Below are 23,124 nucleotides of genomic sequence, written 5' to 3'. Positions count from 1 at the left end.
TGCTTGATAAGCTTTAACGGCCAAAAGCGCTCGGCTTCAGGACAGCCGGTGCATGAGACCCGGATCTGTGCTTCATACTAGCCCTAACTACTAGACAGGAGGTGATCATGATGAAGAAGAAAGCCCGGAAGCTGCTGCTGCGCAAATATGCCATTCTGCTGCTGCTGTCGGTGCTGTGCCTGCTGTATTTGTTTTTGGGTGATTGGCTGTTTGGTTACGGGCTGCATAACATTCCCAAGGTTATGAATTATCTGCTGTATACCACCTCTGAGAAGGTCGCCGCAGGCCTTATGCTGCTGTGTCTGATCCTCCCCGATCTGCTGCTCTGGATCAAAGGCGGCTATCCCGGACGGGGAGCGGAGCGGTGACTTTTAATTGCGGCCACAATGACCAGCACCAGCGGAATCAGCACCATAAACAGCGGATACACCGTATACAGCAGCTTCCCTCCTTCATCCAAATGCTCGGTGAAGCTGCGGGCATCCAGCATGGAGGTGAACAGAATAATCAGCGTAGTCGGATAGAGCATTTTACGGTATGGAATCCCAAACACATCGGAAATTCCGATCAGGGCTGCCGCGAAAAATACGGCGATTTTGAAAAACACCCCGATAATCAGCACCATGACCACAAAAATATCCACTCGCTGGATAAAGTCCGAAATTGAGATTTTACTGATCGAAGGCATTAAGGGAAGCGAGGAACGCTCTACGATATCGACACCAAGCACGGAGATATTCATCGCCGTCGTCAGGCTCAGCAGCACTCCCGCAACAACCATGCCTGCGATCAAGGCCCAAGGCCCTTTGCGCACATTGGACAGATGAGGCATCAGCATCGTAAAAGCCACCATCTCCCCAAACGGAAACATATAGCTCTGATGAGCCACCGACGACAGCACAGGCCTCATTCCCTCTTCCAGCACAGGCAGCAGCCGGTTCAAATTAATCGACCCTGACAGCAACAGCATCATTATACTGAACAAGCCGATCACCAGCACCAGCCCCGAGAAGACCAGCGAAGTGCGCGTAAGCACCTCAACCCCTTTATGCAGCACGTAAAAGCAAGACAAAATCATCACCGCACTGAGGATAAACAGCGGGGTGTCGTGCATCGTCGATATAGCCAGCATGCTGCTGCCATCCCGCAAGTCACGGGCCGCCAGGTTGATAAACCATACGATATACAGCACGGAAACTGGCTGTCCGATGTATCGGCCCAGCAGCTTGCGGGTATAGCCGGTAAGCGGCAGAGTCGGATACTTCTTGTAGAGGTATACGTAACCCATAAATATAATCACACCCGCCACATCACCGATCAGGATCGAGAGCCAGGCATCTTTTCCCGACCCGATACCCAGATTCACGACCAGAGCCGTACCCAGCTCGAACAATAAGGTTATTGAAAAAAACTGCAGCAGTCCAATCTTTACCGTTCCCATTTCTATATCCTTCCTGCTCACCTTCAGCGGTTCATCTCAAAAGCTCTGCTGCGCATATCGGTATGCCTGATGACCGTATCCGCCTCAATCACAATTTCACACTCGCGAAAAATCTGATCCCAGCGGTCCTTCACCTTCTTCCAGCCGCGGGGATGGCTGCGCTCCACCGCCTCGCCGAATCCAAGATAATCACTTTCCAGCTTCCGTGCGGCTGCAATCGCTGCTTCGATCTGGCTGCGGCACTTGGCTGTCAGCTGATCGGCAAGCCCGGTGAGCACCCGGGGTTGGGTCAGATCCTTGCCGTTCGTAGATTCCTTCAACGCCGCCTGCTGTGTAACCTTGATGCGGATGACCGGATGTTCTGCGTCACCGCCTTCGGCCGACACCTTGACCTGCGACTTATAGATACTGAAGGCGCTATAACCTCCGCCCTCTTCCAGCAGCACAGGGTACTGCCTGATTGTGTTATGAAGCAGGGAGGTTCCGATCGCAGTACTGCCGTCCAGCCACCCCTTGAGCTTGTCCCCCTTGAAGGCAGCAATTTCTGCGATGCGCAGAATGGACTGCGGTGCAATCGTCTTTACATTATCATTGGAATCTGCCTTCTCGAGATTCCCGCTGACATAGACCCCGTTTATGATCGGCCCACCTCCATTCATCTGAATGCCCCGGACCACATCATCCACTTCCACTCTGAAATTATACCCAAATAGCTTGGAGGTGGTATCCAGTTTCTCTACCAGATCATTTGAAGGGATTTTACTGAACACAGTCATTGTTGACATAGTCTGGACCGCCTCCTGGCCATGCGATATAAAAATAAGGCTGGTCAGCCGCATATCACTTTCCCGTTCCAGTACATCCATAATATCTTTGATGCCCTCACGGGCAAAAGCCTCAGAAATCACGATGACGCGGATATGCCCCAGGGACAGGAAACGTGCCGTCTGGCTGGAGGCGCTAGAGAGCGCTTCGTACATCGAACGGCCACTGCCGGTGTACAAGGCAACCGGTGAGGTGCTCCGTGCATTCTCTCCGGAAATCTCTTCGGAGACGATTACTTGAAAGGACAGCTTATATTTCGTGTCTTCGGTCGGCCCTCTGTCAATGGAAACACCCGATACGATCGCCCGCCGGTTCAGCTCAACGCTGTCCCAGCACCCTGTCAACAGCAGCGTCAGCTGGAGAAACGTCAGCCATAGAGCAAGCCGGCTCTTATTGCTCATCATACGGATTCTCTCCCTGTTGTTCCGATTTCTTACGGATGGAGGGTGCAATTTCGGATTCATTGCCTGTCGTAACCTTCATGTACAAGGGCAATTCCTTCATCATCTGCTGCGGCGACTTATCGGGCTTCATCAGCCAGATTGGGAATCGGAGCAGGGTGTCCTTCTGCCCTTTGACGGACAGCGGCACAAACGGTGATAAATAGGGAACCCCGAAAGAGCGCAGGCTGTTCATATGGGCAACCAGAATAATCAGACCCAGGGTGATGCCGAAGAAACCGAACATTCCGGCCAGCAGCAGAAAAGCAAACCGGATCAGCCGTCCGGCAATCGCTATATTGTAAGCCGGGATGGCAAAGCTGGCGATACCGGTCAGTGCGACCACGATAACCATAATCGGAGTGATAATGCCCGCATCCACCACAGCCTGTCCAAGAATCAGCGCCCCCACAACCGAAACCGTCTGCCCGATCACCCGCGGCATCCGCACGCCTGCCTCCCGCAGGATCTCAAAGGTCATCTCCATGATTATCGCCTCGACAAAAGCCGGAAAAGGTACATTCTCACGCTGGGACAACAGGTTGATCAGCAGTGTGGTCGGAATCATCTCATAATGGTAGGTAGTGAGCGCAATATAGGCGGCAGGACCCAGGATCAACACAACAAAGCTCATATAGCGCACCAGCCGCATCAGAATGGCAATATCAAACCGCTGGGCGTAATCTTCTGCGGACTGGAAGAATTGCGTGAATACCGCCGGAGCAATCAGCACAAATGGCGTCCCGTCCACAATCAGCACCACCCGGCCTTCCAGCAGATTTCCCGCCGCCACATCCGGCCGCTCTGAATTGTAGAGGGTAGGAAACGGCGTGAAGGTCTTGTCCTGGATCAGCTCCTCTATGAAGCCGGATTCAAGCACTTCGTCAATGCTGATCTTGTGCAGCCGCTCCCTGACCTCACGGATCAAGTCCTCGCTGGCTGTGTCTTGTATGTACATTAAGGCCACATGCGTTTGGGTTACGCTGCCTATCTTGGTATATTCCAGCCGCAGCTTGGGCGATCTGATCCTGCGGCGGATAAGCGAAATGTTGGTGGCTACAGATTCGACGAAACCGTCCTTAGGCCCGCGCACCACCAGCTGCGAGGTAGGCTCGCTGACCGACCTCCACTCCCCGCCCCGGGTAGCGCATATTATGGACTGTGCATAGCCATCTACAAGAATGACCGTATCGCCCGAGAGAACAGCCAGCAGCAGCTCCTTCCAGTCATCCTGCCGCTCCGCTTCTCCGGCCTCCAGAACGCGGTTCATGATGAAATCCGGCAGTGCCGGCAGCTGCGAGCTGTCCATGCTGTCAAGTTCTGCTGTACAGCGCAGCAGCGAGCCAATTACGAATTCGTTCACCGTCTCCGCATCCGCCAGCGCACTGAGATGAATGGCAGCGGTCTGCACCGGGCGGGAGCTGCCTACCCAGACTTTACGGATCTTCAGGTCCGGACTGTTGCCAAGCTCGTTCGCTATATTGTCCAGATCCTGCGCCAGATCCCCGGTAAGGCTGAAGCTTACAGCACCTGCTGGATCGCCGGGAGCACCAGCTTTTCTTTTGCCCGAATACGGATTCTTGATCACATCACCACTCCTTCCGCGAGAGAATTCACGTTAGTATTTGCCCGCTGCTTTGCCATTATTCGCCATGGACATAGAAAAAGAAGCTATGGCCGCAGCAGAATATCTGCTTCGTCATAGCTTCTTGTGTCTTGGGAACTCCCTAGATGGAGACGGTACCTGTGTAAACCACTTCTGCAGGTCCGGTCATATACACATGATTGTCGGCTTCATTCCATTCAATCTCCAGATCGCCGCCCTTCAGGCTGATCTTGGCCGCACGGTCGGTAAGCCCGTTCAGCACCGAGGAGACCAGCGTTGCACAGGCACCGGTTCCGCACGCCAGGGTGGGTCCGGCTCCGCGTTCCCATACCCGCATGTCGACATGGCTGCGGCTCCGAACCGTGGCGAATTCAACATTCACCTTGCGCGGGAACAGGGGATGCACCTCAAGCTTCGGCCCCCATGCCGCCAGATCAAAGGTAACGGCATCGTCCACATAGATCACGCAATGCGGGTTGCCCATGGAGACGGCCGTGAAACGGAACTCTCTGCCATCCGCTTCAATCGTCTGGTCGAGCACAGACTCCGCATCGATGGCGACCGGAATCTGCAGTCCAGCCAGCACAGGCTCGCCCATATCAACTGTAACGGTCTCGACAACCCCGTCGTTCACCTTCAACGTAACCTTTTGCTCACCGGCACCGATCGTTTCAATAACAATCTGCTCCGAGCTGACGAGGCCCCGGTCATACACATATTTGGATACGCAGCGAATCGCGTTGCCGCATTGCTCGGCTTCCGAGCCGTCCGAGTTCATAATCCGCATCATATAATCTCCGCGTTCTGACGGCAGGATGTAGACAAGTCCGTCCGCTCCGATACCGAAGAACCGGTTGCAGAGGGCTATCGCCAGCTCCGGCGCGTTCGCCGGCAGCTCCTGCTCGCCATAAACGACGATAAAATCATTCCCGAGTCCATGCATTTTCGTAAATTCCACTGGGGTCCACTCCTAAAGGTTTGGTAAGTTCAAGGTTTGCTAAGTTCATTCCGTAGAGCTAGCATACCTTAAGGAGTGAGCCAATGCTATTGACTTTATGCTGAAATTTTTGTACTTTTTATCACCCGGCTGCTGCCGCTGCGGCGGTTTCTGCTGCGTTTGCCGCTCCACACGCTGCCGGCACCCATTAGGAAGGTCGGAATTCCGGCCATTACAAACACCAGGCACCATTCGCGGAACACCAGCGGCACGGTCTTGAAGACCGGCTGAAGCGGCGGGAAATACATCACGGCCAGCATCAGCAGCACTGAGGAGAGCACAGCCAGTACCAGATATTTATTCTGGAACGGATTGCGGTGGAAGACCGAACGGGAGCTGCGGCAATCGAAGACGTGAATGAGCTGAGCCATTACGAGCGTGGCGAAGGCTACCGATTGGGCACGCACCAGCTGGGCCGGATGATCAGGCGTAACCCGAAGGGTCAGCCAGAAGGCGCCCAGTGTGCACAGGCCGATCAGCAGGCCGCGGCTGACAATCTTCCAGCCGAGGCGGCGGGCGAAGATGTTCTCTTTGGCTCCGCGCGGCTTGTGCTCCATCAGATCCTTCTCCGGCTGGTCCACCCCCAGCGCCATCGCTGGCAGCCCGTCCGTGACCAGATTGACCCACAGGATCTGGATCGGCACCAGAGGCAACGGCAGACCCAGCATCATTGCGAAGAACATGGTGAGAATCTCTCCAACATTGGAGGCCAGCAGATACCGGATGAACTTGCGGATATTCTCATAGATGTTGCGGCCTTCTTCTATCGCAGCCACAATCGTAGAGAAGTTGTCGTCTGCGAGAATGAGTGAAGAGGCCTCCTTGGTTACATCCGTTCCGGTGATGCCCATCGAGATGCCGATATCCGCCGCCTTGATGGCCGGCGCATCGTTGACCCCATCCCCGGTCATTGCCACCACATGGCCATGCCGCTGCAGGGACTTCACAATCCGCAGCTTGTGCTCAGGGGACACACGGGCATACACATACACACTGTCCGAAACCTTGTCGAGATCGTCGTCGCTCATCCGGGTCAGCTGGCTTCCGGTCAGCACCGTGCCGCCGCGCTGCAGAATCCCGAGTTGGTGGGCTATGGCCTCGGCGGTCGTGCCGTGGTCTCCGGTGATCATCACCGTCTTGATCCCCGCCTTGCGGGTAACGCTGATCGCATCCCGCACTTCGCGGCGCGGCGGGTCGATCATGCCGGCCAGACCGGCAAAGATCAGCTGGCATTCGGCATCCTGCTCACTGTCCGCCTTCTCGCTCGAACGCAGCTCACGGTAAGCCATGCCCAGCACACGCAGTGCGCCTGATGCCATCTGCTCATTGGCATCCAGCACCTTCTGGCGCAGCGTAGGAGTGCAGGGCACCACCACGCCTTCCCACAACATATAGGAGCAGCGTCCCAGCAGCACGTCCGGCGCGCCTTTGGTGCAGACCATCCGCCCGCCCGGATGGGCGGCGATCACGGACATCAGCTTGCGCTCCGAGTCAAACGGAAATTCACGCTCCCGCGTAAAAGTGACGGCCAGCGACTGCGAGGTAAGCCCCATCTTGGCCGATAGAGCTACCAGGGCGCCTTCGGTGGGGTCGCCCTTCAGTTCCCACACGCTCTGGCTTGCCATATCCGTATCGCTGCCTGCATCCTTCCCTTTGCGCTTGCCTCTCGTTTCCTGAGGCAAGGTCTCAATAATCTCGGCATTGCTGCACAAGGCCCCGATCTGCAACATCCGCCGCAGGCTCTGGTCATTCTTCAAATCGACTGCTTTGCCCTTCTCCAGCACATGTCCTGCAGGGGCGTACCCTTCACCCGTCACCTCCAGCGCACGGCCTGCGGTCCAGAGCCGGGTTACAGTCATCTTGTTCTGGGTAAGTGTGCCTGTCTTGTCAGAGCAGATAACCGAAGCGCAGCCCAGCGTCTCCACCGAAGGCAGCTTGCGGACAATGGCCTTGCGTTTGATCATGCGCTGCACACCCAGCGCAAGCGCAATGGTCACAATCGCAGGCAGCCCTTCGGGAATGGCAGCCACGGCCAGACTCACCCCTGCCAGAAACATCGCTGTGGCAGGCTGTCCATGCAGAATACCGGCGGCGACTACCACAATCGTCAAGCCAAGCGAGACATAGATCAGGATTTTGCCCAGCTGCTCCAGCCGATGCTGCAGCGGCGTTTCCTGGCTGTCCGTATTTTGAATCAGATCGGCGATTTTGCCCATTTCCGTATTCATTCCGGTTCGAATGACCATGGCCCGTCCGGTTCCCCGGGTCACCATCGTGCCCATGAAGCCCAGATTCTTCTGATCGCCAAGCGGGATCTCCTCAGCGTGGATGGCTTGCGAATGTTTCGAAACCGGCAGCGATTCACCGGTGAGCGCCGATTCTTCCACATACAGCGCACTGCATTGCAGCCACCGCACATCGGCCGGAATCCGGTCCCCGCTCTCCAGCAGCACAATATCCCCCGGAACGAGCAGCTTGGCTGCAATCACCTCGCTTTTGCCTGCCCTCATGACCTTTGCCGTAGGCGCGGACAGCTGCTTCAAGGCGCGCAATGAACGTTCGGCGCGGAATTCCTGGACGAAGCCCAGCACTCCGTTGAGCAGAATAATGGCGATAATCGTGATGGCGTCCAGGTATTCGCCCAGCAGCCCCGAAACCAGCGTCGCACCCATCAGCACCAGCACCATGAAATCCTTGAACTGATTCAGCAGCAGGGTCAGCGGCGAGACCGTTTTGCCTTCCGACAGCTCATTAAGCCCGCTTTCTTTGCGCCGCTCTGCGGCATCCTCTCCGCTCAGGCCTGCTGTCGGATGAACCTTGAATAGTTCCTGCAGCTCCTCTGCACCGAGCCGGTGCCAACTTTTTTGTTCCATAATTATTCTTTCCCCTCCCGGTCGTTTCTTGACTTCCGGCGGCGCACAGCTTTTCCACCTGTTCAAGACCAAGTGTATTCAGGGTCGTCCCGAAATATCACTGCAACCGGACTGCCGCTTTTGCGCAAATGTCCCCAAGTGTGGCATCATAGAGGGGCAAGAACTTTATTTCAAGGAAGGCAGGAGAGCTGTAACATGGCATTGGACGGCATTGTAACCCGCGCTATCGTGCACGAATTGCAGGCTTTTACAGGTGCGCGAATAGGCAAAATATATCAGCCAAGCACTCACGATCTTATCTTTATTCTGCGTGGCTTCGGTGGCGGCAAGCTGCTGCTGTCGGCCAACCCAACTTACCCGCGACTGCATCTGACTGAACGCAGCAGTCTGAATCCTTCGGACGCCCCGATGTTCTGCATGCTGCTGCGCAAGCATTGTGAAGGCGGAACCATTGAGAGCATCACCCAGGTCGGTATGGAGCGGATAATACATATCAGCATCAAGAGCCGGGATGAGCTGGGAGATCTTTCCGCCAAAACGATCATCATCGAACTGATGGGCCGTCACAGCAATATTATTCTTACCGATCAGGCCACAGGCACCATTATCGACGGCATTCATCATGTCACGCCATCCATCAGCAGCTACCGCGTGGTTATGCCTGGCGTGTCCTACACAGAGCCGCCGCAGCAGCATAAGCTGAATCCGCTGGCGGTTGGCAAGGAGCAGTTCGTCCAGCTGATTGCCGCAGCCGAGGAAGCGGCTCTGCTGGAAGGCGCTGAAGAAGAATCGGAGCCTGAAGAGGTTATCGAGGGAGAGCTAGCCAATCTGCTGAAGAGCCTGGAGGAGCAGCCTGCCGACGGCTCCGGCGGGCCTTCTCCCTCAGGGAATCCGGTCGGCTGGATGGTCCATGCCTTCAGCGGCATGAGTCCGCTGATCGCCGGCGAGATCATGCTGCGTTTCAAGGAATCGGGAGGCGCCTATGACGGTCCGTTTGGGGAGGACTTCCCCCTCCGGCTCTGGGAAGCTTTCGATACCGTGATGGAGCCGGTCCGCGCGTGCAGGTTCACACCGGTGGCGGGACCGAGCAGCAAGGGCAAGATGATTTTCTCGGCGGTGCCGCTGCTGCAGATTCAGGAGAACGCAAAGCCATACAGCTCCATCAGCGAGTGCATGGAGGATTATTACGGGGACAAGGCCGAGCGGGATACCGTGAAGCAGCGCGTAAGCGACCTGATCCGCTTCCTCGGCAATGAGCGCAGCAAGAACATCAAGAAGCTGACCAACCTGAAGAAGGATCTGGATGAAGCCCAGGATGCTGAGCGTTACCGGATCTGGGGCGAGCTGCTGTTCGCTTCCCTGCATGCCGTCTCCAAGGGAGACAAATCGGCTTCGCTGGTCAATTATTACGATGAGAACCAGGCCGAAATTGTGATCCCGCTTGATCCGCTGCTCAGTCCGTCCGACAACGCCCAGCGTTATTTCAAACGGTACAACAAATACAAGAACAGTCTGCGCGTAATCGATGAGCAGCTGACCAGAACTCATGAGGAAATCGCTTATATGGAGAGCCTGCTGCAGCAGCTAGCCCATGCTTCCCTGCACGATATCGAGGAGATCCGCGACGAGCTGGTAACCCAGGGCTATCTGCGCGACCGCAGCAAAAAAACCAAAAAGAAGAAAAAATCGGCCAAGCCGATACTCCAGGTGTTCACTTCTTCTGAAGGCATCGACATTTATGTCGGCAAAAACAATCTGCAGAACGAATATGTCACCAACCGTCTGGCCTCGCCGAATGACACCTGGTTGCATACCAAGGATATTCCGGGTTCCCATGTCGTAATCCGCAGCGAGCAGTTCGGCGACGCCACCCTGGAGGAAGCCGCCCAGCTGGCCGCGTTCTTCAGCCAGGCCAAGCAGTCCAGCAGTGTGCCGGTTGACTGCACCCTGATCCGTTATGTGCGCAAGCCCAGCGGCTCCAAGCCGGGGTTCGTAATCTACGACCATCAGAAGACTCTGTTCGTAACGCCGGACGAAGACTTGATCAGACGGCTGCCTAGCAGCTATAAATAGAACGTTGTGGTGGCCGGCGGACCCGTTTGCTGCTTGCTTGCTGCTTACTGCTTGCTTGCTTGCTGGCTGGCTTTAAAGCTGCGGATCAGGTTGCTCCGAACATTCGGAGTTGTCAGGAAGCTCTATACACCAGGCTTGCTGCCAGCTCCAGCTCCACTGCTTCATTCTTAAGTTAATCTTGTATAGTTGCGAAACTGGTTGCTGAATAGCACCTAGCCAGGATCTGAGTGTGTTGGGAACGTTCAGCGCAAATAGATGCGAAAGTGGTTACTACTTAAGAGCCCCCTTGTGTTCCATGTGTTCCTCGTCCGAGCCTGTCATACAACACTGCGCGACAAGGAGGCTAAGAATTACAAATGAAGGCCATCGCCAGTAACCTGCACTTAAATTTCAGACTACTAACGGACTCAGGAGCCTCTATTTGCTGTAAAAAGGCTGTTTTGCAGGTCTAACGGACTCAGGAGCCTCTATTCAGGCAAAAACCCACTAGTTAGGGCCTGTTTTTCCAATATAGAGGCTATGCGGTCCGTTAGACTCCAAACCAGCACAGGAATGCGGAAATAGGAGCTATACGGTCCGCTAGGACGTGGGTTACCTGAAGGGGGGAGTGTTTGGGTTAAGGTAGCGCGATCCCCTAACCTTCGCAAGTAAACCTTCTATACCCTCGCAGGGACCTAAGTAGTAACCGAAAGTGCAACTAATTTCGGCCGAATCGTGAGCAAGCGGGTGAATAAGTGCAAATCTGCAACTAATCTGGCGTAAATCCGTCCTATTTGGACCAAACGCCAAAATTAGATGCCTTTTTGCACTTATTTTCTCCAAAACGATAAAAATCGGACAATTAGTTGCACTTTTGCAACTAAAGTATGGGTTTGAACTTAGCAGCAGCATCTCTGTGCTAATTCTTCAGCTTCTTATCATACTCATAGTCAGTCCGAAGCAGTGACCGAGAGTGTGCCTAGCTTAGCCGCTAGACATCCCGCGTGTGATTAAGTGTGAGGAGCTGTAGCTAAGCTCAAGCAGATCAGTTTCATGTCTCTTACAGCATCGCATTTAGAGCTGTCATCCAGCTGTCTATTCTCTCCCAGACTGTACAAAAGGCCCATTCAGATGCACTTCAGCATCTAGATGGGCCTTTTAACCTTTTATATTGTTTAACTATTGCCACCGAGCCTTGTCATCGACACCAGGTCGTTCTGGGACCTAAGCAATATACGCTTTCTCCCCGTGGGCATGACTACACAATGGCTGCAGTTGCTTACCTGTTCGCTGTACTCCCCTGTGGCTTCAGGCGCTCCAGTACCTCCACGCCAACCGTGACACTGCCCAGATCGCCGTGAAAAACCACACCCTGGCGGGCGCCATGAAAATCCGATCCACCGGTGACCGCCAGCTTGTATTCTTCTGCCAATGCAAGATAACGCTCCTCTTCAGCAGGGCCGTGATCTGAGTGGTACACCTCAATCCCTGTAAGCGGGCATTTCTCCAGGATATCGCGCACCAGCAGATCATCCCCGTACAGCCCCGGATGAGCCAGCACCGGCGAACCCCCGGCAGCGAGTATCCATTCGCAGGCTTCCTGCGGTGCAATCCGCAGCGGCGAGACGAACGCAGCTGCTCCTTCGGCAAGATATTTGTTGAAGGCGTCCCGCATATCCTCAGCCGCTCCCAGCCGTACCAGCTCATCGGCGATATGCGGCCGTCCGATACTCTCATCCGGCTGCAGCTCGCGCCCCATCCCTAGAATCACCTGCTCCATGGTAATCTCAATACCTAGACTGCGCAGCTTGGAGAGGATCAGTTCATTGCGCTGGGCACGGGTATCTCTTAGTCCGGCCAGACGCGACAGGAACAGTTCATCCGCCGGATCGATGTAATAGCCCAGCACATGAATATCCTTGCCGCCTGCACGCGTACTGATCTCCACTCCCGGCACTACGGTAATTCCGTAGGTGCGGCCTGCCTTCAGCGCCTCGGCTATGCCTGCCACCGTGTCATGATCGGTTATGGCTACCGCCCCAAGCCCTTTGTCACGGGCCAGCCGCACATTGTCCGCAGGAGGCTGCATGCCGTCCGAAGCCTGGGTATGCGAGTGCAGATCACAGCGCCCCCGGTTCTCCCATTCCTCGCGGAGAATGCCCATCTTGATCGCATCATAATATTCACCGCGCACAATCCGCGCCTTGCGGACACGCGCTTCTTCAATCATGCCGCATTTAGACGCAAGTCCCATCATGCGAATATTACCCGACCAGGTACCGATCCCCAGACGGACGGTATCCAGATTTTGAAACAGATACTCCATCCACAGCCGGAACGCTTCGGTTCCATAGCCCCCGGACCAGTAGCGGGAATCCATAATGCTGATTCCAATCTCAAACCAGTTGGTCACTTCAGATACCCAATAGCGGCCAACCGAACCTTTTAGCTCACCGTCGATTTCAATAATCAGCTTTCTCCGCGTAATGTCCGTTTGCGCCTGGGCCAGAATTGGCTCATAATCTTTGGCAAACTCCTCATAGGTACATTCCTCTTGCGGTTCATACGGCCCATCCCAGTTCAGATGCTCGCGGTCCTCGGCCTCATAATACCAGTAATACAGCTTGGGCAGATCCTCTTCCGTGAGGTCCCGCAGCAGCACACGTTCTCCATGCAGTCTGATGCTCACTTCCGCATTCCCCCTCTCCCTAACTAATGATATGCCGCATGTTCACGCAAAAAAGTCAAAAACGTCACAGCCGAAATCGGCAGCAGCGTGGATTTCAGATGAATCGAGTAATACTGCCGCTTGAAGGAGGCATCCGCCAGATCCACTATCTTCAGCAGCCCCAGCGCGACCTCATGCTTGACGGAGGAGGCCGAAATAATCGTAATCCCCAGCTCCGCCTCCACCGCCGATTTGACTGCGCCGGTACTGCCCAGCTCCATCACAATTCTCATCGCCCCCGGGTCAAGTCCCCTCGCCAGCAGTTCTTCCTCCATCACACTGCGTGTCCCCGAACCCTGCTCGCGCAGCACAAACGGATATTCCAGCGCGTCGGCCAGCGTCACCGGCTGCCGCTGAGCCAGCGGATGTCCGGCCGGAACAATCAGCTTCAGCTCATCACCCATTACCGGCTCCATCACCATATCGGGATGGCTGACCGGAGCTTCGATCAGGCCGAAATTCAGCTGATGCTTCAGAATCTCGTCCATAATCTGGGCGGTGTTCATCACTTTCATCATGATCGAGATATGGGGATTCTGCTTGGCAAAAGGCCCAAGCATACGCGGCAATACATATTCCCCGATCGTCAGACTGGCTCCCAGCTGCAGACGCCCCTCCAGCATATGGGTGAAGGCCGACATCGCCTGATCCGTCTCCCGCATCAGCTGAATGCTGCGCAGTGCGTAGGGCATCAGCGTGCGGCCTGCTTCCGAGAGCGAGATTTTTTTGGTGGAACGGTTAAACAATTTGATGCCGAAATAATCCTCCAGCGCCTGCACCTGCATCGTAACCGCAGGCTGTGTCATATGCAGCGTCTGCGCTGCCGCCGAGAAGCTGCCCCGCTCGGACACGGTATAAAAAATATGCAGCTGGTGAAAATTCATCCTCTGCCACTCCTTGCCGATTGCTCTAATCTTTGAATACTTGCTAAGTAGAAACGGCTTCGCCGTCCTTTTAGGGACGGTAACCGTTTCTGCGAGAAATAGAAGGATTTAGCATCAGGTGAAACCTATACATTCTTATCTTTTCAATAAAGAGCATGCAGCTCTCGCCGCATGCCTGTCCTTCTCTGGGTTATACTCGATCTTTCATCCTACTTGCCATCCTTCTTGCGCTTGCGGCGTTTCTTCGCCAGCTTCAGGCGGCGCGAAGAGCTGAGAGCGGAATAGAAGCTCCGCAGATTCCGCAGCTGCAGCTGGGCCGAGATCCGGCCGAGAAACGTGACAACGACCAGCAGATAGAGCGGATCACCGGACAGGGTGCTCTCCCCTTCCAGCTCCTTAAGCTCACAGATCGTCACAATATCATTATCGATCAGATAGGCATTATATTCTCTTGCCAGATAGGGTGCAAGACGATTCTGTCTCAAGCACTGCCACATCCAGGCCGCAACCTCGGCATCCACCGGCTCTTCGCTGCCCGTGGGGTTGATCCGGTCCTGATAGCGGCTTCCCGCATGGCTTGTAATCACGATATCGACGATTCTGCATTCGTCCAGCATGATGTAAAAAGGCTCATACATGCCCAGTCCTTCCGTTCCCTTGTTGCGCATCTTTGCTCACACTCCACCATAAACATGCTACTTATTTCTGTCATCTTACCTTATTGCCGGGGGTTGTACAAGCTTGCCCGGAGGCTTGGAGGCAGGACATTGCAGTGTCTCAGGGGCAGTTGCGGAACTCTCTGAAGCTTGGCTCAGCTACGGTTCGAGCGCGGCGGTGAATGCCTGCGGCTTGGCTTAGCTACGGTTCGGATTCGGCGGCAAATGCTACGGCTTGACTTAACTATGGTTCGGATTCGGCGGCAAATGCCTGCGGCTTGGCTTAGCTGCGGTTCAGACGCGGCATCATGGGCCGGGTAGCTGCAGGTGATTACAGGAAATTTTCACCAGGTATAGCTAATCCATATTCTATTAATTAGTTTAAACGTTACTACTTAGGTCCAGCGGCAATTTTAGAGGGATTTCTTACCGCTAGTTGGTCTCAGAATGGGGGTTTACAAAATGTAACCGTTGCCAGCGGGCCTATTTTCCGTTTTTTCGTAGGCAGAGGGGCTGTTTCGTCCAAATAAGCGCGCATACAACCGTTAGAAAAGAAACCCCCGTTTTTTGGGCCGATTAAGCGCTATGACAACCGTTAGCGTATCAATGTTCCAAACAGGTCGCTCGTTCGAGGCTAACCCGTTGGTCAAGCACCGATTTCTAGGTTGCGCCGGAAATCCTCCAGCTAATCTCTTGTAATTCGCAAGCCAATATTTTATATTGACATATGAGTAGGTCAATAACAAAAGAGGTGAACGGACGAGATGACTCCACGCACGAAGGAACAAAACGAAGATATCCGGCTACGGCGTCTGGCGCAAATCCGTAAAGCCGCTGCCGATGTGTTTTTGAAGAAAGGGCCTTTACTGGAAATCCGTGATGTGGCCGCGCAGGCAGGACTCGGCTATGGCACGGTATACCATTATTACAGCAATAAGGGCGATTTGCTCCACGATCTGCTATGGGACGCGTTGGAGCGGGCCGGGGGATGGCTGGAGGCCCCGTTGGAGGCTCCGCTAGAGGCCCTGCTGGTTCCGCCGGAGGTCCCACTGGAGGCTCAACTGAAGGCCCCGCTGGAGGTCCTGCTGAAGGTTCCGCCGGAGGTCCCACTGGAGGCTCAACTGAAGGCCCCGCTGGAGGTTCCGCGCGCTTCGGCTTCGGGGGAGGCGCCGGCGGGCGGGCATTTCGGCTTGGCTGCTGCGGCGGACACCGGGAACTCGGCTGCCGCGGATTCCCGAAGCGGAAGCCGCGAAACGGCCGCTGCCGCAGAGCTTGGCCCCGCCGCCGCCGCCGGCGTCCGGCTGCTGCAGCTTTGGGCGGAGGACCACGCCCTGTACCTGCTGCATAAGCTGGCCGGTGAGGGCTTTGCCTCGCTGCCTGAAGCGCGCTCAGCCCCGCTCTCGGTCGCCTTTCGCCGGGAGGTGCTCGCGCCGCTGGCCGCGCTGCTGGAAACCGGGCGTGCGGCGGACGGGGCTGCCGCTTCCGGCGGAAACGCGGCGGAGCCGCCGTATCGGCTGCGGCGCGCGGAAATGCTGCTGGCCGCCTTAGTCGGCTGCGCCTCGCTTTCGCTTCGCCGCGGAAAGCTGCACGAGGAGGCCAGGGATATCGCCCGGTTTTTAAAATTATAGAATGGATAAGGAGCGAATAAACAAAAGATGATCATTTTAAAATCACCTAGGGAAATCGAAGAGATGAAGCCGGCGAGCCAAATCGTTGCGGACTGCTACCGCGAGGTGGCCAAACTGATCAAGCCTGGGATCACCACCCGGGAAATCAATGACTTTGTTGCCAGACACATCACCAAGCTGGGCGGCAAGCAGTTTACGAAAGGGTACAACGGTTTCCCCGCCGAAACCTGCACTTCGGTCAACGATGTGGTGGCCCACGGCATTCCTTCGAACCGGGCGCTTATGGACGGCGATTTGCTGAAGCTCGACATCGTCGTGGAATACGGCGGATGGTTCGGCGATTCGTGCATGTGCTATGCGGTGGGCAATATCCGGCCGGAGGCGCAAAAATTAATGAAGGTGACAAAGGAATGCTTGGATCTGGGGATCGCCCGTGCGCTCCCCGGGGGCCGGCTCGGCGACATAACGTCGGCGATTCAACAGCATGCGGAAGCAAACGGGTATTCGGTCGTACGCGATCTGCTGGCGCACGGGATCGGGCGGAGCCTGCACGAGGAGCCGAGCTACGAGCATATCGGCGTAGCCGGCAAAGGCATTCGGTTAAAGGAAGGCATGGTATTTACGATTGAACCGATGGTCAACGAAGGTACGTTCCGTATGACGATCGACGACGATCAGTGGACGGCGAGAACGGCCGACGGCAAGTTGTCGGCGCAATATGAGCATACGATCGCAATCACACCGGACGGACCGCTGATTTTAACGGCCCAGTAAGAATAGAGGCGAACAGACGGGAATGCGTCATTTTAGAAAATAAGTTACCAACCCGGCCTGCTTGGCCTGACGAAAGTTCGTAATCCGAAACGACGAAAAAGCGCTGAGCCCCGCCTGTGACCCAAAGCTTTTTTTACATGGTTTGTAACTTTACCGATTTACGAAAAACCGCGTTGTTATGCGATTTTTTATTATGACTTTGGTATCAATTTTGTAACCTTTATGGAAAAGGGTGTAAAAATCGAACGAATCTTAGTGCACAATTCATGCGTCTATTTATGACGATTCGCTAAGCCGGATCCGGTGCCGAAAAACCGTCTCCCCGGGAAAATGGCCCAGAAGTAAAACACTTCCATTAGCCTAGTAGAACGATCTGAAATAACGTAAAAGGCATTCAACCTAACCCATGCTTCCAACGAAAAAGTAACAGGATTGGCGTTGACTTCTTGAAGATACAATTCAATACGTTGTTTCAATTCTTCCTTGGACTTCACTCGTAGGTGACGAAGCACTTGTTTCGTCATCTTTGCAAAAAAGCTTTCAATCACATTGAGCCAAGAACCATGTTTGGGGGTGAATATCAGTTCAAAGCGTCCGGGCACACTATTCATAGTCACCTACGCGTTACTCCTTAGAAAGCTAAAACCTCTATCAGAAGGCAAGGGGCCTTACGTAGTAACCTATACCTCATCAAATAAGCCTCTCTTCCGCTATAGGAAGAGAGGCTTATTCTCACATTTCGTTACTGCTTAGGATTCAGCCAGGATTTAGAGTGTTGCCTTGGAACCTCCGGAGTAATTAGATGCGAAACTGCAACTAATCTCCGCCGAAACACCCATTATCAGGATAATAAGTGCATATCTGCAACTAAATTCGAGTAAAGCAAGCTTATTACGCTCAAAATCCTAAATTAGGTGCGTTTTCGCACTTATTTCCTCCAACACAGAAAAAAACGGCTAAATAGATGCAGTTTCGCAACTAATTCTTTGGACTGATCATATGAGACTATATAAGATGAACTTAAGAATGAAACGGTGGAGTTGTCAGAATGCTGGGTGCATTGGGCTACCCGGACCACTCGAATATAACATTCTTAAGTTCACGTTCTATATCATGGAACTGAATCTGAAGTGTTCTTATCATACGGAATCCTAAGTAGTAACGTTTAAACAAATTAAAGGCAAACCTCTTATAAGTCAACCTGTACCTCCAATCCTGCACGTAATGCTCCACTTATCCCTCTTCGCACCATCACAGTCATCTAAGTAACCAGCTTTCAGAAGAAGTATAGCTCTAGAGCACACTATTTGAGTAAGGGGCTGCATGAGAAGAGAGGATAGCGGGTGATAGTGAGGATAGGGATAGGGAGAGACGAATGGGGAAGAGAGGTAACTGCATTTCGTACAGCTGTATTAGCTGGTTGGAGCGTAGAAAGTAGTTTAGATGTATTTCGCACACTTATATTTGCCGATACAGCCCTGATTACGCATTTTGGCCGAAAATAACTGCGCAGAATACAGTTAAAGTAGTTTTGAGCCAACTTTTGCCCAGAATAACTGTACCTAATACAGTTAGCATCGACAGCGACTGTGAGGCGCACCCAAAAAAACAGGTGCCAAAGGCACCTGTTTCAGAACTCCATTTATAATCCGTAATATCGGGACTTGTCCGGCCCGTTACTGGTATATTCGGTCTTCAGCTCATTGCGGTAGGATCTTTCGATCTTGCGCACATAAGAAAGTCTGCGGACGTTCTTCATGACTTCCTCGGCGCGTTCCGCGTTGACGTACATGACCGCGTAATGCATTCTGCGCGAAACATAATGTAATGTTCCGTACTTCTCCAGGTTGCGTGCCGCCTTGACATCGCTGACCCAAACAATATATCCTGTGCGTTCCGCAAACATAAGCTCATCCGCCCTTCATCTTCAATGCCCTGCCTAAGCTACCTTACCCGCAGGAGCACTTGCCGCCACTGCCGCAGCCGCCCTTCGGCGCCGGGTTATTGCTTGGAACCTTAATCGTCTCGGATACAGAGAAAGCAATCGTCTCCGACATGGAGTACAGGATATCGTCGAGTATCTTCTCCGCCTGCTTGAAGCGGACCACCTCTTCAAACTGTTCCATCTCCAGTTCTACCGCTGTTACCTCATCCTTGGCCGAATGATAATTCGGATGGAAATGTCCGAACCGCTGTGTCTCCTCGAACAGTTCTTTCTTGCTCTGCAACCGATTGATCATCGCCTGGATTTCAGGGTTAGTGTCAACCCGTCCCTTCCAGTATAAGTAATCCGTCACTTCGACAGACTGATTTATCATGTCGCCCAATTCATAGGCGTATGTCAGCACTTCGGCCATATCAACCGTATTTAATTCCGCTACGCTCATGAGCTTCATCTCATTTCTGTATAAAATTGACTACCTGCTTGAAGTAGACCTTTCTATCATAGCATATCCGGCCGCTTCAACAGAAGAGGAATTTCTGCTTACAACTGGAAATACCAGCTTCATTCCGGTCCAGTCCTCAGCCGTCAGCTCCATTTCGGAAGCGCCTTCTTCGCTGTCACCCTCTAGCAGGTAACCTGCCACTATCCAAGGGTTGTCCGTAATTCTCGAGGGAATGAACTCACAGACTTGTCCATCCAGGGTCAGACTTACCCCGATGCCCCAAGCCAAGGCCTGCTCCATGACTTGGCGGGCCGTTGAACTGTGGTAGTGCCGCCACTCGCGGCTCCACCTGGCCGGGACCTGCCCTAGGCCCGGGTACAGCGGTTCCTGCGGCAGGTCCGCAAGCGGCTGCCAGTGTGGCCGTTCCCTCGCTGGCAGTGGTCCCGGCAGCAGCTCTGGCTGCGGTTCCTGCTCCGGCAAGCAGAACCTCTCCGCCGGCGATGCGGCTTCCAGGCTGAACCAGCCGCCCACAGCTTCGGGCGGCTGGCTCTGCGGCCCCTTGCTGCGGAGCGGGGCCATCCCGGCTGCCGCCAGCTCCTTCAGCAATGCCGCTGCTGAAGGAGCTGTCACGCGAAACTGCAGCGGGCCATCCCTGGATAGGCCCGCCTGCAACCGTGGATGCCCGGCGAGGGCATCGGCATCCTCTTCGCTGCGGCAGAGCAGCATATCGCCGGACAGTGTCGTCCGGCCAAGGCTCCTGCCCCATTGCGCAAGCGAAGTCCTCACCACCGGTGGCAGCCCGCCGAGCGCGTGGCTCTCCAGCCAGCGGCACACCTGTCCTGCGTCCAGGCCCTGCTCCAGCGCGAACTCCAGCTGCGCACGGGTCAGCCGGTAGCTCCAGAGCGTGTCGCTCAGCAGCAGCTCTGCGCAGCCAGCCAGACTCCAGCGCACCGCATAGGGAACCTCCGGCGGGACCAGAATCTCATAGTCCGGCTGGACGATAAACGACGGGGATGCCGTCTCCACGTAACTGTCGGGCTCCATGTCCATGTCCATGTCCATCTCCAGCCCATCCCACAGCCCAGCCCCACCGCCAGCTTCCGGCAGCGGCTTGCCTGCTGTCCAGCGGAAGCAAAGCGCCCCCGAGCCGGCGCTCCCCAGCTCACCCCAGCCAAAAGCAGCCAGGCATTCCAGCCACCGCTGCCCTGCACTTGCCAATTCGTCCCGGCTGGTTATGTCCACCAGAGCAGTGCTTTCCATCCAGTCCAGCAGCGCAGGAAAGGACACCCATACGCCAGGTGCCACGCCACGGCCTGACAGCAGCCACCGCAAATGACGCGCGGCGGGCCGGTCACTGCCGTACCGCCGGCACACAATGCCATAGAGCAGCCTGTCCATAGCCGGCTCTGGCAGCTGCATCCAGGCCTTCAGCTGTCCGGGTACTAGGCTGTACCCCTTGCTGTGTCTCTGCACCAGTCCGAGGCACAGCATCAGATCCACGGCAACAGCCGCAGCCGGAAATTGCAGATCGCCGGCCGGGAAGAACATAATCAGGCTGCGCAGCGTTTCATCGCACAGGGACAGTTGCAGATTCAGGCGGCGCATCGTACTTCTGGCAATGATGCCTTTGGCCGTGAGAGGCAGTCCTTCCCGCGCCGTGAACAGCAGCGCCCGAAATAGCTCGCCCGCCAGTCCTGCTCCAGGCTCGCGGAGCAGCTTCACGCCGCTGCCGTCCAGCGCTGCAGGCGTATAGCTGAACCAGCGCTGCTGAAGCGCTGGCAGCACTGCCTCCGGTATCCGGTAGAAGATTTCCCCGGATACCTCCTGCACAGCTGTCAGCCAGCCGCCCTGCAGCAGCTCCTGCCGCGCCAGCGTGCCCGCCGCCCGGCATTGGTTTACCGGACCGAGCCGCTGCTCTTTGCCGGCAACGAAGGGCTCTGAGGCGTGAGCCGCACAGATACGCCTCAACAATTCCTGCGCCCCTTGTGAGAGCTGTTCCAACCTGCTCATCACAGCGCCTCCTGTCCGGCAGCCAGACTGCGGATTTCATATTCATACCCCTGCTCGGTCAGAAACATCCGGCGGTGCGCTGCGAAATCCTGCTCCCGGCTGTCAACCGTGACCAGCGAATAGAAAAAGGAGCGGTTCTCTCCCGGCTTCGGCCGCAGAATCCGGCCCAGCCGCTGCGCCTCCTCCTGGCGTGAGCCAAATGCGCCCGAGACCTCCACAGCAACCGCGGCATCCGGCAGGTTAACAGCGAAATTGGCCACCTTGGACACCACCAGCAGGCGGATTTCATCGGCATTAAAAGCCGCAAACAGCCTGCCCCGCTCCTGCTGGGTCGTCTGCCCTGTGATCAGCGGCGCTTGAAACAGCTCCGCCAGCTCACTCAGCTGATCGAGATATTGCCCGATGATCAGAATCGATGATCCGGCGTGTTCATTCACAATCTGCCGCGCAGCCGCAGCCTTGGCCGGATTAACGGCAGCCAGGCGGAATCTCTCTTTAGGCTCCGCATGGATATATCGCTGCTTCAGCTCACGATCCATCGGAACCAGCACTTCGACACATTCCACGGTGGCGATCCACCCCTGCTGCTCCAGCTCCTTCCAGGGCAGGTCGTAACGCTTCGGGCCGATCAGTGAGAATACATCGCCTTCCCTGCCGTCTTCCCTTACCAGCGTTGCCGTCAGACCGAGACGGCGGGTTGCCTGAATATCTGCGGTAGCCCGGAAGACCGGAGCAGGCAGCAGATGCACCTCGTCATAGATAATCAGTCCCCAATTGCGCTCGTTGAATAGATTGATATGTAGAAAGTCCCCATCCTTGGAGCGGCGGTGCGTAAGGATCTGATAGGTGGCAATGGTAACCGGGCGCACCTGCCGTTTCTCCCCGGAATATTCACCGACCGCATCTGCTGCGAGGTCCGTCCTCAGCAGCAGCTCCTCCATCCACTGCCTGACAGAAGTCGTATTGGAGGTCAGAATCAGCGTCTCGCATTGAAGCTTCTCCAGCACGGCAAGACCTACCAAGGTCTTGCCTGCCCCGCAGGGCAGCACGACTACTCCGCTGCCCTCCAGGCCTTGGAACTGCCTGACCGCCTCCACCTGGTAGTCTCTTAATTCCAGCGATGTAGCACCTGCGGCCTTCTCACCCGCTTTTTCACCAGTACTTTCACCAGCACTTTCACCAGCACTTTCACTCGCTCTATCTCCAGCCCCTTTATCAGCCCTCCCCCAGCCCCTCTGCCAGCCTGCTCACCGCTCTCCTTCTTCCATGATAGCTGCAGCGTCTGCCCCGCATGATAACCCGCATAATCCAGCACAGGGTAGCCCAGCCGCGTTAATTCCTGCTTCAGCAGCCCCCGTTCCTGTGCAGGGAATCTCGCCTCCAGCGTTGCGGTCCTCTCCCAGCCCAGACCGGTAACTGTGAGGTGGCACTCCAACTCATCCAGCAGCTCAGGCCCGTCAGTGCGCAGCAGAATCCGCCCCGGATCAGCATCCGCGCCATGCAGCGTCAATCTGCCGTAGCGGGACAGCAGCAGTGTGATTTCTTCCTCCAGCCCTGCGGGAACTCCCAAGCGGGCCAGCGCGTTCAGGCTGTCGTTGATCTGAGCAGCCGTATAGCCTAGTGCTCCCGCATTCCAGAGAGACAATGGCGTAACCCGGTACGTGTGATAGCCTGGAGGGCTTTTGACCAGCTCGGCAAAGACTGCCAGCACCCTTCTTGCCTCCTCAAAGCCGGGATGGGCACACTCCAGCAGAATACTGCGGTCCTTGCGCACAATACATGCTCCTGATCCGTTCATTCGGTTACCTCCTTAGTCGCAGGCG

The 23,124-nt window shown here is 55.4% G+C and carries 17 protein-coding genes and 2 pseudogenes; 4 read left to right on the top strand and 15 right to left on the bottom strand.

Annotation, left to right across the window (positions count from 1 at the left end; genetic code table 11):
* Positions 1-107: 107 nt before the first annotated feature.
* Positions 108-368 carry a hypothetical protein gene (locus tag B9T62_RS09625; protein ID WP_157685545.1) on the top strand — a complete coding sequence of 87 codons (261 nt, stop codon included), beginning with the start codon at positions 108-110 and terminating at the stop codon, positions 366-368.
* Here B9T62_RS09625 and B9T62_RS09620 read toward each other — a convergent pair.
* From B9T62_RS09620 to B9T62_RS09600, 5 genes are all read right to left on the bottom strand, one after another.
* Entirely contained in the window at positions 341-1,441 is a 1,101-nt protein-coding gene (locus tag B9T62_RS09620) for a GerAB/ArcD/ProY family transporter (RefSeq protein WP_087915056.1), read from the bottom strand. The genes B9T62_RS09625 and B9T62_RS09620 overlap by 28 nt on opposite strands.
* Positions 1,442-1,464: 23 nt before the next feature.
* Positions 1,465-2,670: a Ger(x)C family spore germination protein gene (locus B9T62_RS09615; RefSeq protein WP_157685544.1), complete on the bottom strand. Its 1,206-nt coding sequence runs from the start codon at positions 2,668-2,670 to the stop codon at positions 1,465-1,467.
* A complete protein-coding gene (locus tag B9T62_RS09610) occupies positions 2,657-4,294 on the bottom strand; it encodes a spore germination protein (protein WP_245864405.1) in 1,638 nt (545 codons plus the stop codon). The genes B9T62_RS09615 and B9T62_RS09610 overlap by 14 nt, the downstream gene beginning before the upstream one ends.
* Before the next feature lie 139 nt (positions 4,295-4,433).
* A complete protein-coding gene (gene dapF / locus B9T62_RS09605; RefSeq protein ID WP_087915054.1) occupies positions 4,434-5,270 on the bottom strand; it encodes a diaminopimelate epimerase in 837 nt (278 codons plus the stop codon).
* A gap of 95 nt (positions 5,271-5,365) precedes the next feature.
* Positions 5,366-8,182 carry a calcium-translocating P-type ATPase, SERCA-type gene (locus tag B9T62_RS09600; protein WP_087915053.1) on the bottom strand — a complete coding sequence of 939 codons (2,817 nt, stop codon included), beginning with the start codon at positions 8,180-8,182 and terminating at the stop codon, positions 5,366-5,368.
* A gap of 195 nt (positions 8,183-8,377) precedes the next feature.
* Here B9T62_RS09600 and B9T62_RS09595 point away from each other — a divergent pair, with 195 nt between their 5' ends.
* Entirely contained in the window at positions 8,378-10,255 is a 1,878-nt protein-coding gene (locus tag B9T62_RS09595) for an Rqc2 family fibronectin-binding protein (RefSeq protein WP_087915052.1), read from the top strand.
* 1,258 nt (positions 10,256-11,513) lie between these two features.
* Here B9T62_RS09595 and B9T62_RS40625 read toward each other — a convergent pair.
* The 4 genes and pseudogenes from B9T62_RS40625 to B9T62_RS09580 all read right to left on the bottom strand — a co-directional run bounded on the left by B9T62_RS40625 (position 11,514) and on the right by B9T62_RS09580 (position 14,514).
* Complete coding sequence (locus B9T62_RS40625) at positions 11,514-12,353, bottom strand: PHP domain-containing protein (protein ID WP_281257764.1); 840 nt, start codon at positions 12,351-12,353, stop codon at positions 11,514-11,516.
* A gap of 9 nt (positions 12,354-12,362) precedes the next feature.
* Positions 12,363-12,923 (bottom strand): annotated as a pseudogene (locus B9T62_RS40620) (GNAT family N-acetyltransferase); the annotation flags it as partial.
* Positions 12,924-12,946: 23 nt separating this feature from the next.
* Positions 12,947-13,846, bottom strand: a complete 900-nt coding sequence (locus B9T62_RS09585) for a LysR family transcriptional regulator (protein WP_087915050.1) — start codon at positions 13,844-13,846, stop codon at positions 12,947-12,949.
* A 209-nt stretch (positions 13,847-14,055) separates the two neighbouring features.
* A complete protein-coding gene (locus tag B9T62_RS09580) occupies positions 14,056-14,514 on the bottom strand; it encodes a hypothetical protein (RefSeq protein ID WP_087915049.1) in 459 nt (152 codons plus the stop codon).
* 752 nt (positions 14,515-15,266) lie between these two features.
* Between B9T62_RS09580 and B9T62_RS09575 the strand changes: the two genes are divergently transcribed.
* Positions 15,267-16,130 carry a TetR/AcrR family transcriptional regulator gene (locus B9T62_RS09575; protein WP_087915048.1) on the top strand — a complete coding sequence of 288 codons (864 nt, stop codon included), beginning with the start codon at positions 15,267-15,269 and terminating at the stop codon, positions 16,128-16,130.
* Between the two features lie 27 nt (positions 16,131-16,157).
* Positions 16,158-16,904 (top strand): type I methionyl aminopeptidase, encoded by a 747-nt coding sequence (gene map, locus B9T62_RS09570; protein WP_087915047.1) that lies wholly within the window; start codon positions 16,158-16,160, stop codon positions 16,902-16,904.
* A gap of 272 nt (positions 16,905-17,176) precedes the next feature.
* On the opposite strand, the gene B9T62_RS40615 is transcribed toward map, so the two are convergent.
* From B9T62_RS40615 to B9T62_RS09540, 6 genes and pseudogenes are all read right to left on the bottom strand, one after another.
* Complete coding sequence (locus tag B9T62_RS40615) at positions 17,177-17,515, bottom strand: transposase (protein WP_245864569.1); 339 nt, start codon at positions 17,513-17,515, stop codon at positions 17,177-17,179.
* Positions 17,516-18,546: 1,031 nt separating this feature from the next.
* On the bottom strand, positions 18,547-18,810 hold the full coding sequence (locus B9T62_RS09560; protein WP_087915046.1) for a YlbG family protein: 264 nt from the start codon (positions 18,808-18,810) through the stop codon (positions 18,547-18,549).
* Between the two features lie 43 nt (positions 18,811-18,853).
* Entirely contained in the window at positions 18,854-19,291 is a 438-nt protein-coding gene (locus B9T62_RS09555) for a YlbF/YmcA family competence regulator (RefSeq protein ID WP_087915045.1), read from the bottom strand.
* Between the two features lie 30 nt (positions 19,292-19,321).
* Complete coding sequence (locus B9T62_RS09550) at positions 19,322-21,301, bottom strand: helicase-associated domain-containing protein (RefSeq protein ID WP_087915044.1); 1,980 nt, start codon at positions 21,299-21,301, stop codon at positions 19,322-19,324.
* Positions 21,301-22,431: pseudogene (locus tag B9T62_RS09545) on the bottom strand (DNA repair helicase XPB); the annotation flags it as partial. The pseudogene B9T62_RS09545 and the gene B9T62_RS09550, both read right to left, overlap by 1 nt.
* Positions 22,410-23,099 (bottom strand): helicase-associated domain-containing protein, encoded by a 690-nt coding sequence (locus tag B9T62_RS09540; RefSeq protein ID WP_087915042.1) that lies wholly within the window; start codon positions 23,097-23,099, stop codon positions 22,410-22,412. The gene B9T62_RS09540 and the pseudogene B9T62_RS09545, both read right to left, overlap by 22 nt.
* Positions 23,100-23,124: the final 25 nt, after the last annotated feature.

Source organism: Paenibacillus donghaensis (assembly GCF_002192415.1).
Classification (GTDB): Bacteria; Bacillota; Bacilli; order Paenibacillales; family Paenibacillaceae; genus Paenibacillus_AQ; species Paenibacillus_AQ donghaensis.
This window is presented reverse-complemented; position numbering and strand designations above follow the sequence as displayed.

Excerpts from the sequence above, each read along its gene's own strand:
- B9T62_RS09625 (WP_157685545.1), top strand. The coding sequence starts at position 108 with ATGATGAAGAAGAAAGCCCGGAAGCTGCTGCTGCGCAAATATGCCATT.
- B9T62_RS09620 (WP_087915056.1), bottom strand. The coding sequence starts at position 1,441 with ATGGGAACGGTAAAGATTGGACTGCTGCAGTTTTTTTCAATAACCTTA.
- B9T62_RS09615 (WP_157685544.1), bottom strand. The coding sequence starts at position 2,670 with ATGATGAGCAATAAGAGCCGGCTTGCTCTATGGCTGACGTTTCTCCAG.
- B9T62_RS09600 (WP_087915053.1), bottom strand. The coding sequence starts at position 8,182 with ATGGAACAAAAAAGTTGGCACCGGCTCGGTGCAGAGGAGCTGCAGGAA.
- B9T62_RS09595 (WP_087915052.1), top strand. The coding sequence starts at position 8,378 with ATGGCATTGGACGGCATTGTAACCCGCGCTATCGTGCACGAATTGCAG.
- B9T62_RS09585 (WP_087915050.1), bottom strand. The coding sequence starts at position 13,846 with ATGAATTTTCACCAGCTGCATATTTTTTATACCGTGTCCGAGCGGGGC.
- B9T62_RS09580 (WP_087915049.1), bottom strand. The coding sequence starts at position 14,514 with ATGCGCAACAAGGGAACGGAAGGACTGGGCATGTATGAGCCTTTTTAC.
- B9T62_RS09575 (WP_087915048.1), top strand. The coding sequence starts at position 15,267 with ATGACTCCACGCACGAAGGAACAAAACGAAGATATCCGGCTACGGCGT.
- map (WP_087915047.1), top strand. The coding sequence starts at position 16,158 with ATGATCATTTTAAAATCACCTAGGGAAATCGAAGAGATGAAGCCGGCG.
- B9T62_RS40615 (WP_245864569.1), bottom strand. The coding sequence starts at position 17,515 with ATGAATAGTGTGCCCGGACGCTTTGAACTGATATTCACCCCCAAACAT.
- B9T62_RS09560 (WP_087915046.1), bottom strand. The coding sequence starts at position 18,810 with ATGTTTGCGGAACGCACAGGATATATTGTTTGGGTCAGCGATGTCAAG.
- B9T62_RS09555 (WP_087915045.1), bottom strand. The coding sequence starts at position 19,291 with ATGAGCGTAGCGGAATTAAATACGGTTGATATGGCCGAAGTGCTGACA.
- B9T62_RS09550 (WP_087915044.1), bottom strand. The coding sequence starts at position 21,301 with ATGAGCAGGTTGGAACAGCTCTCACAAGGGGCGCAGGAATTGTTGAGG.
- B9T62_RS09540 (WP_087915042.1), bottom strand. The coding sequence starts at position 23,099 with ATGAACGGATCAGGAGCATGTATTGTGCGCAAGGACCGCAGTATTCTG.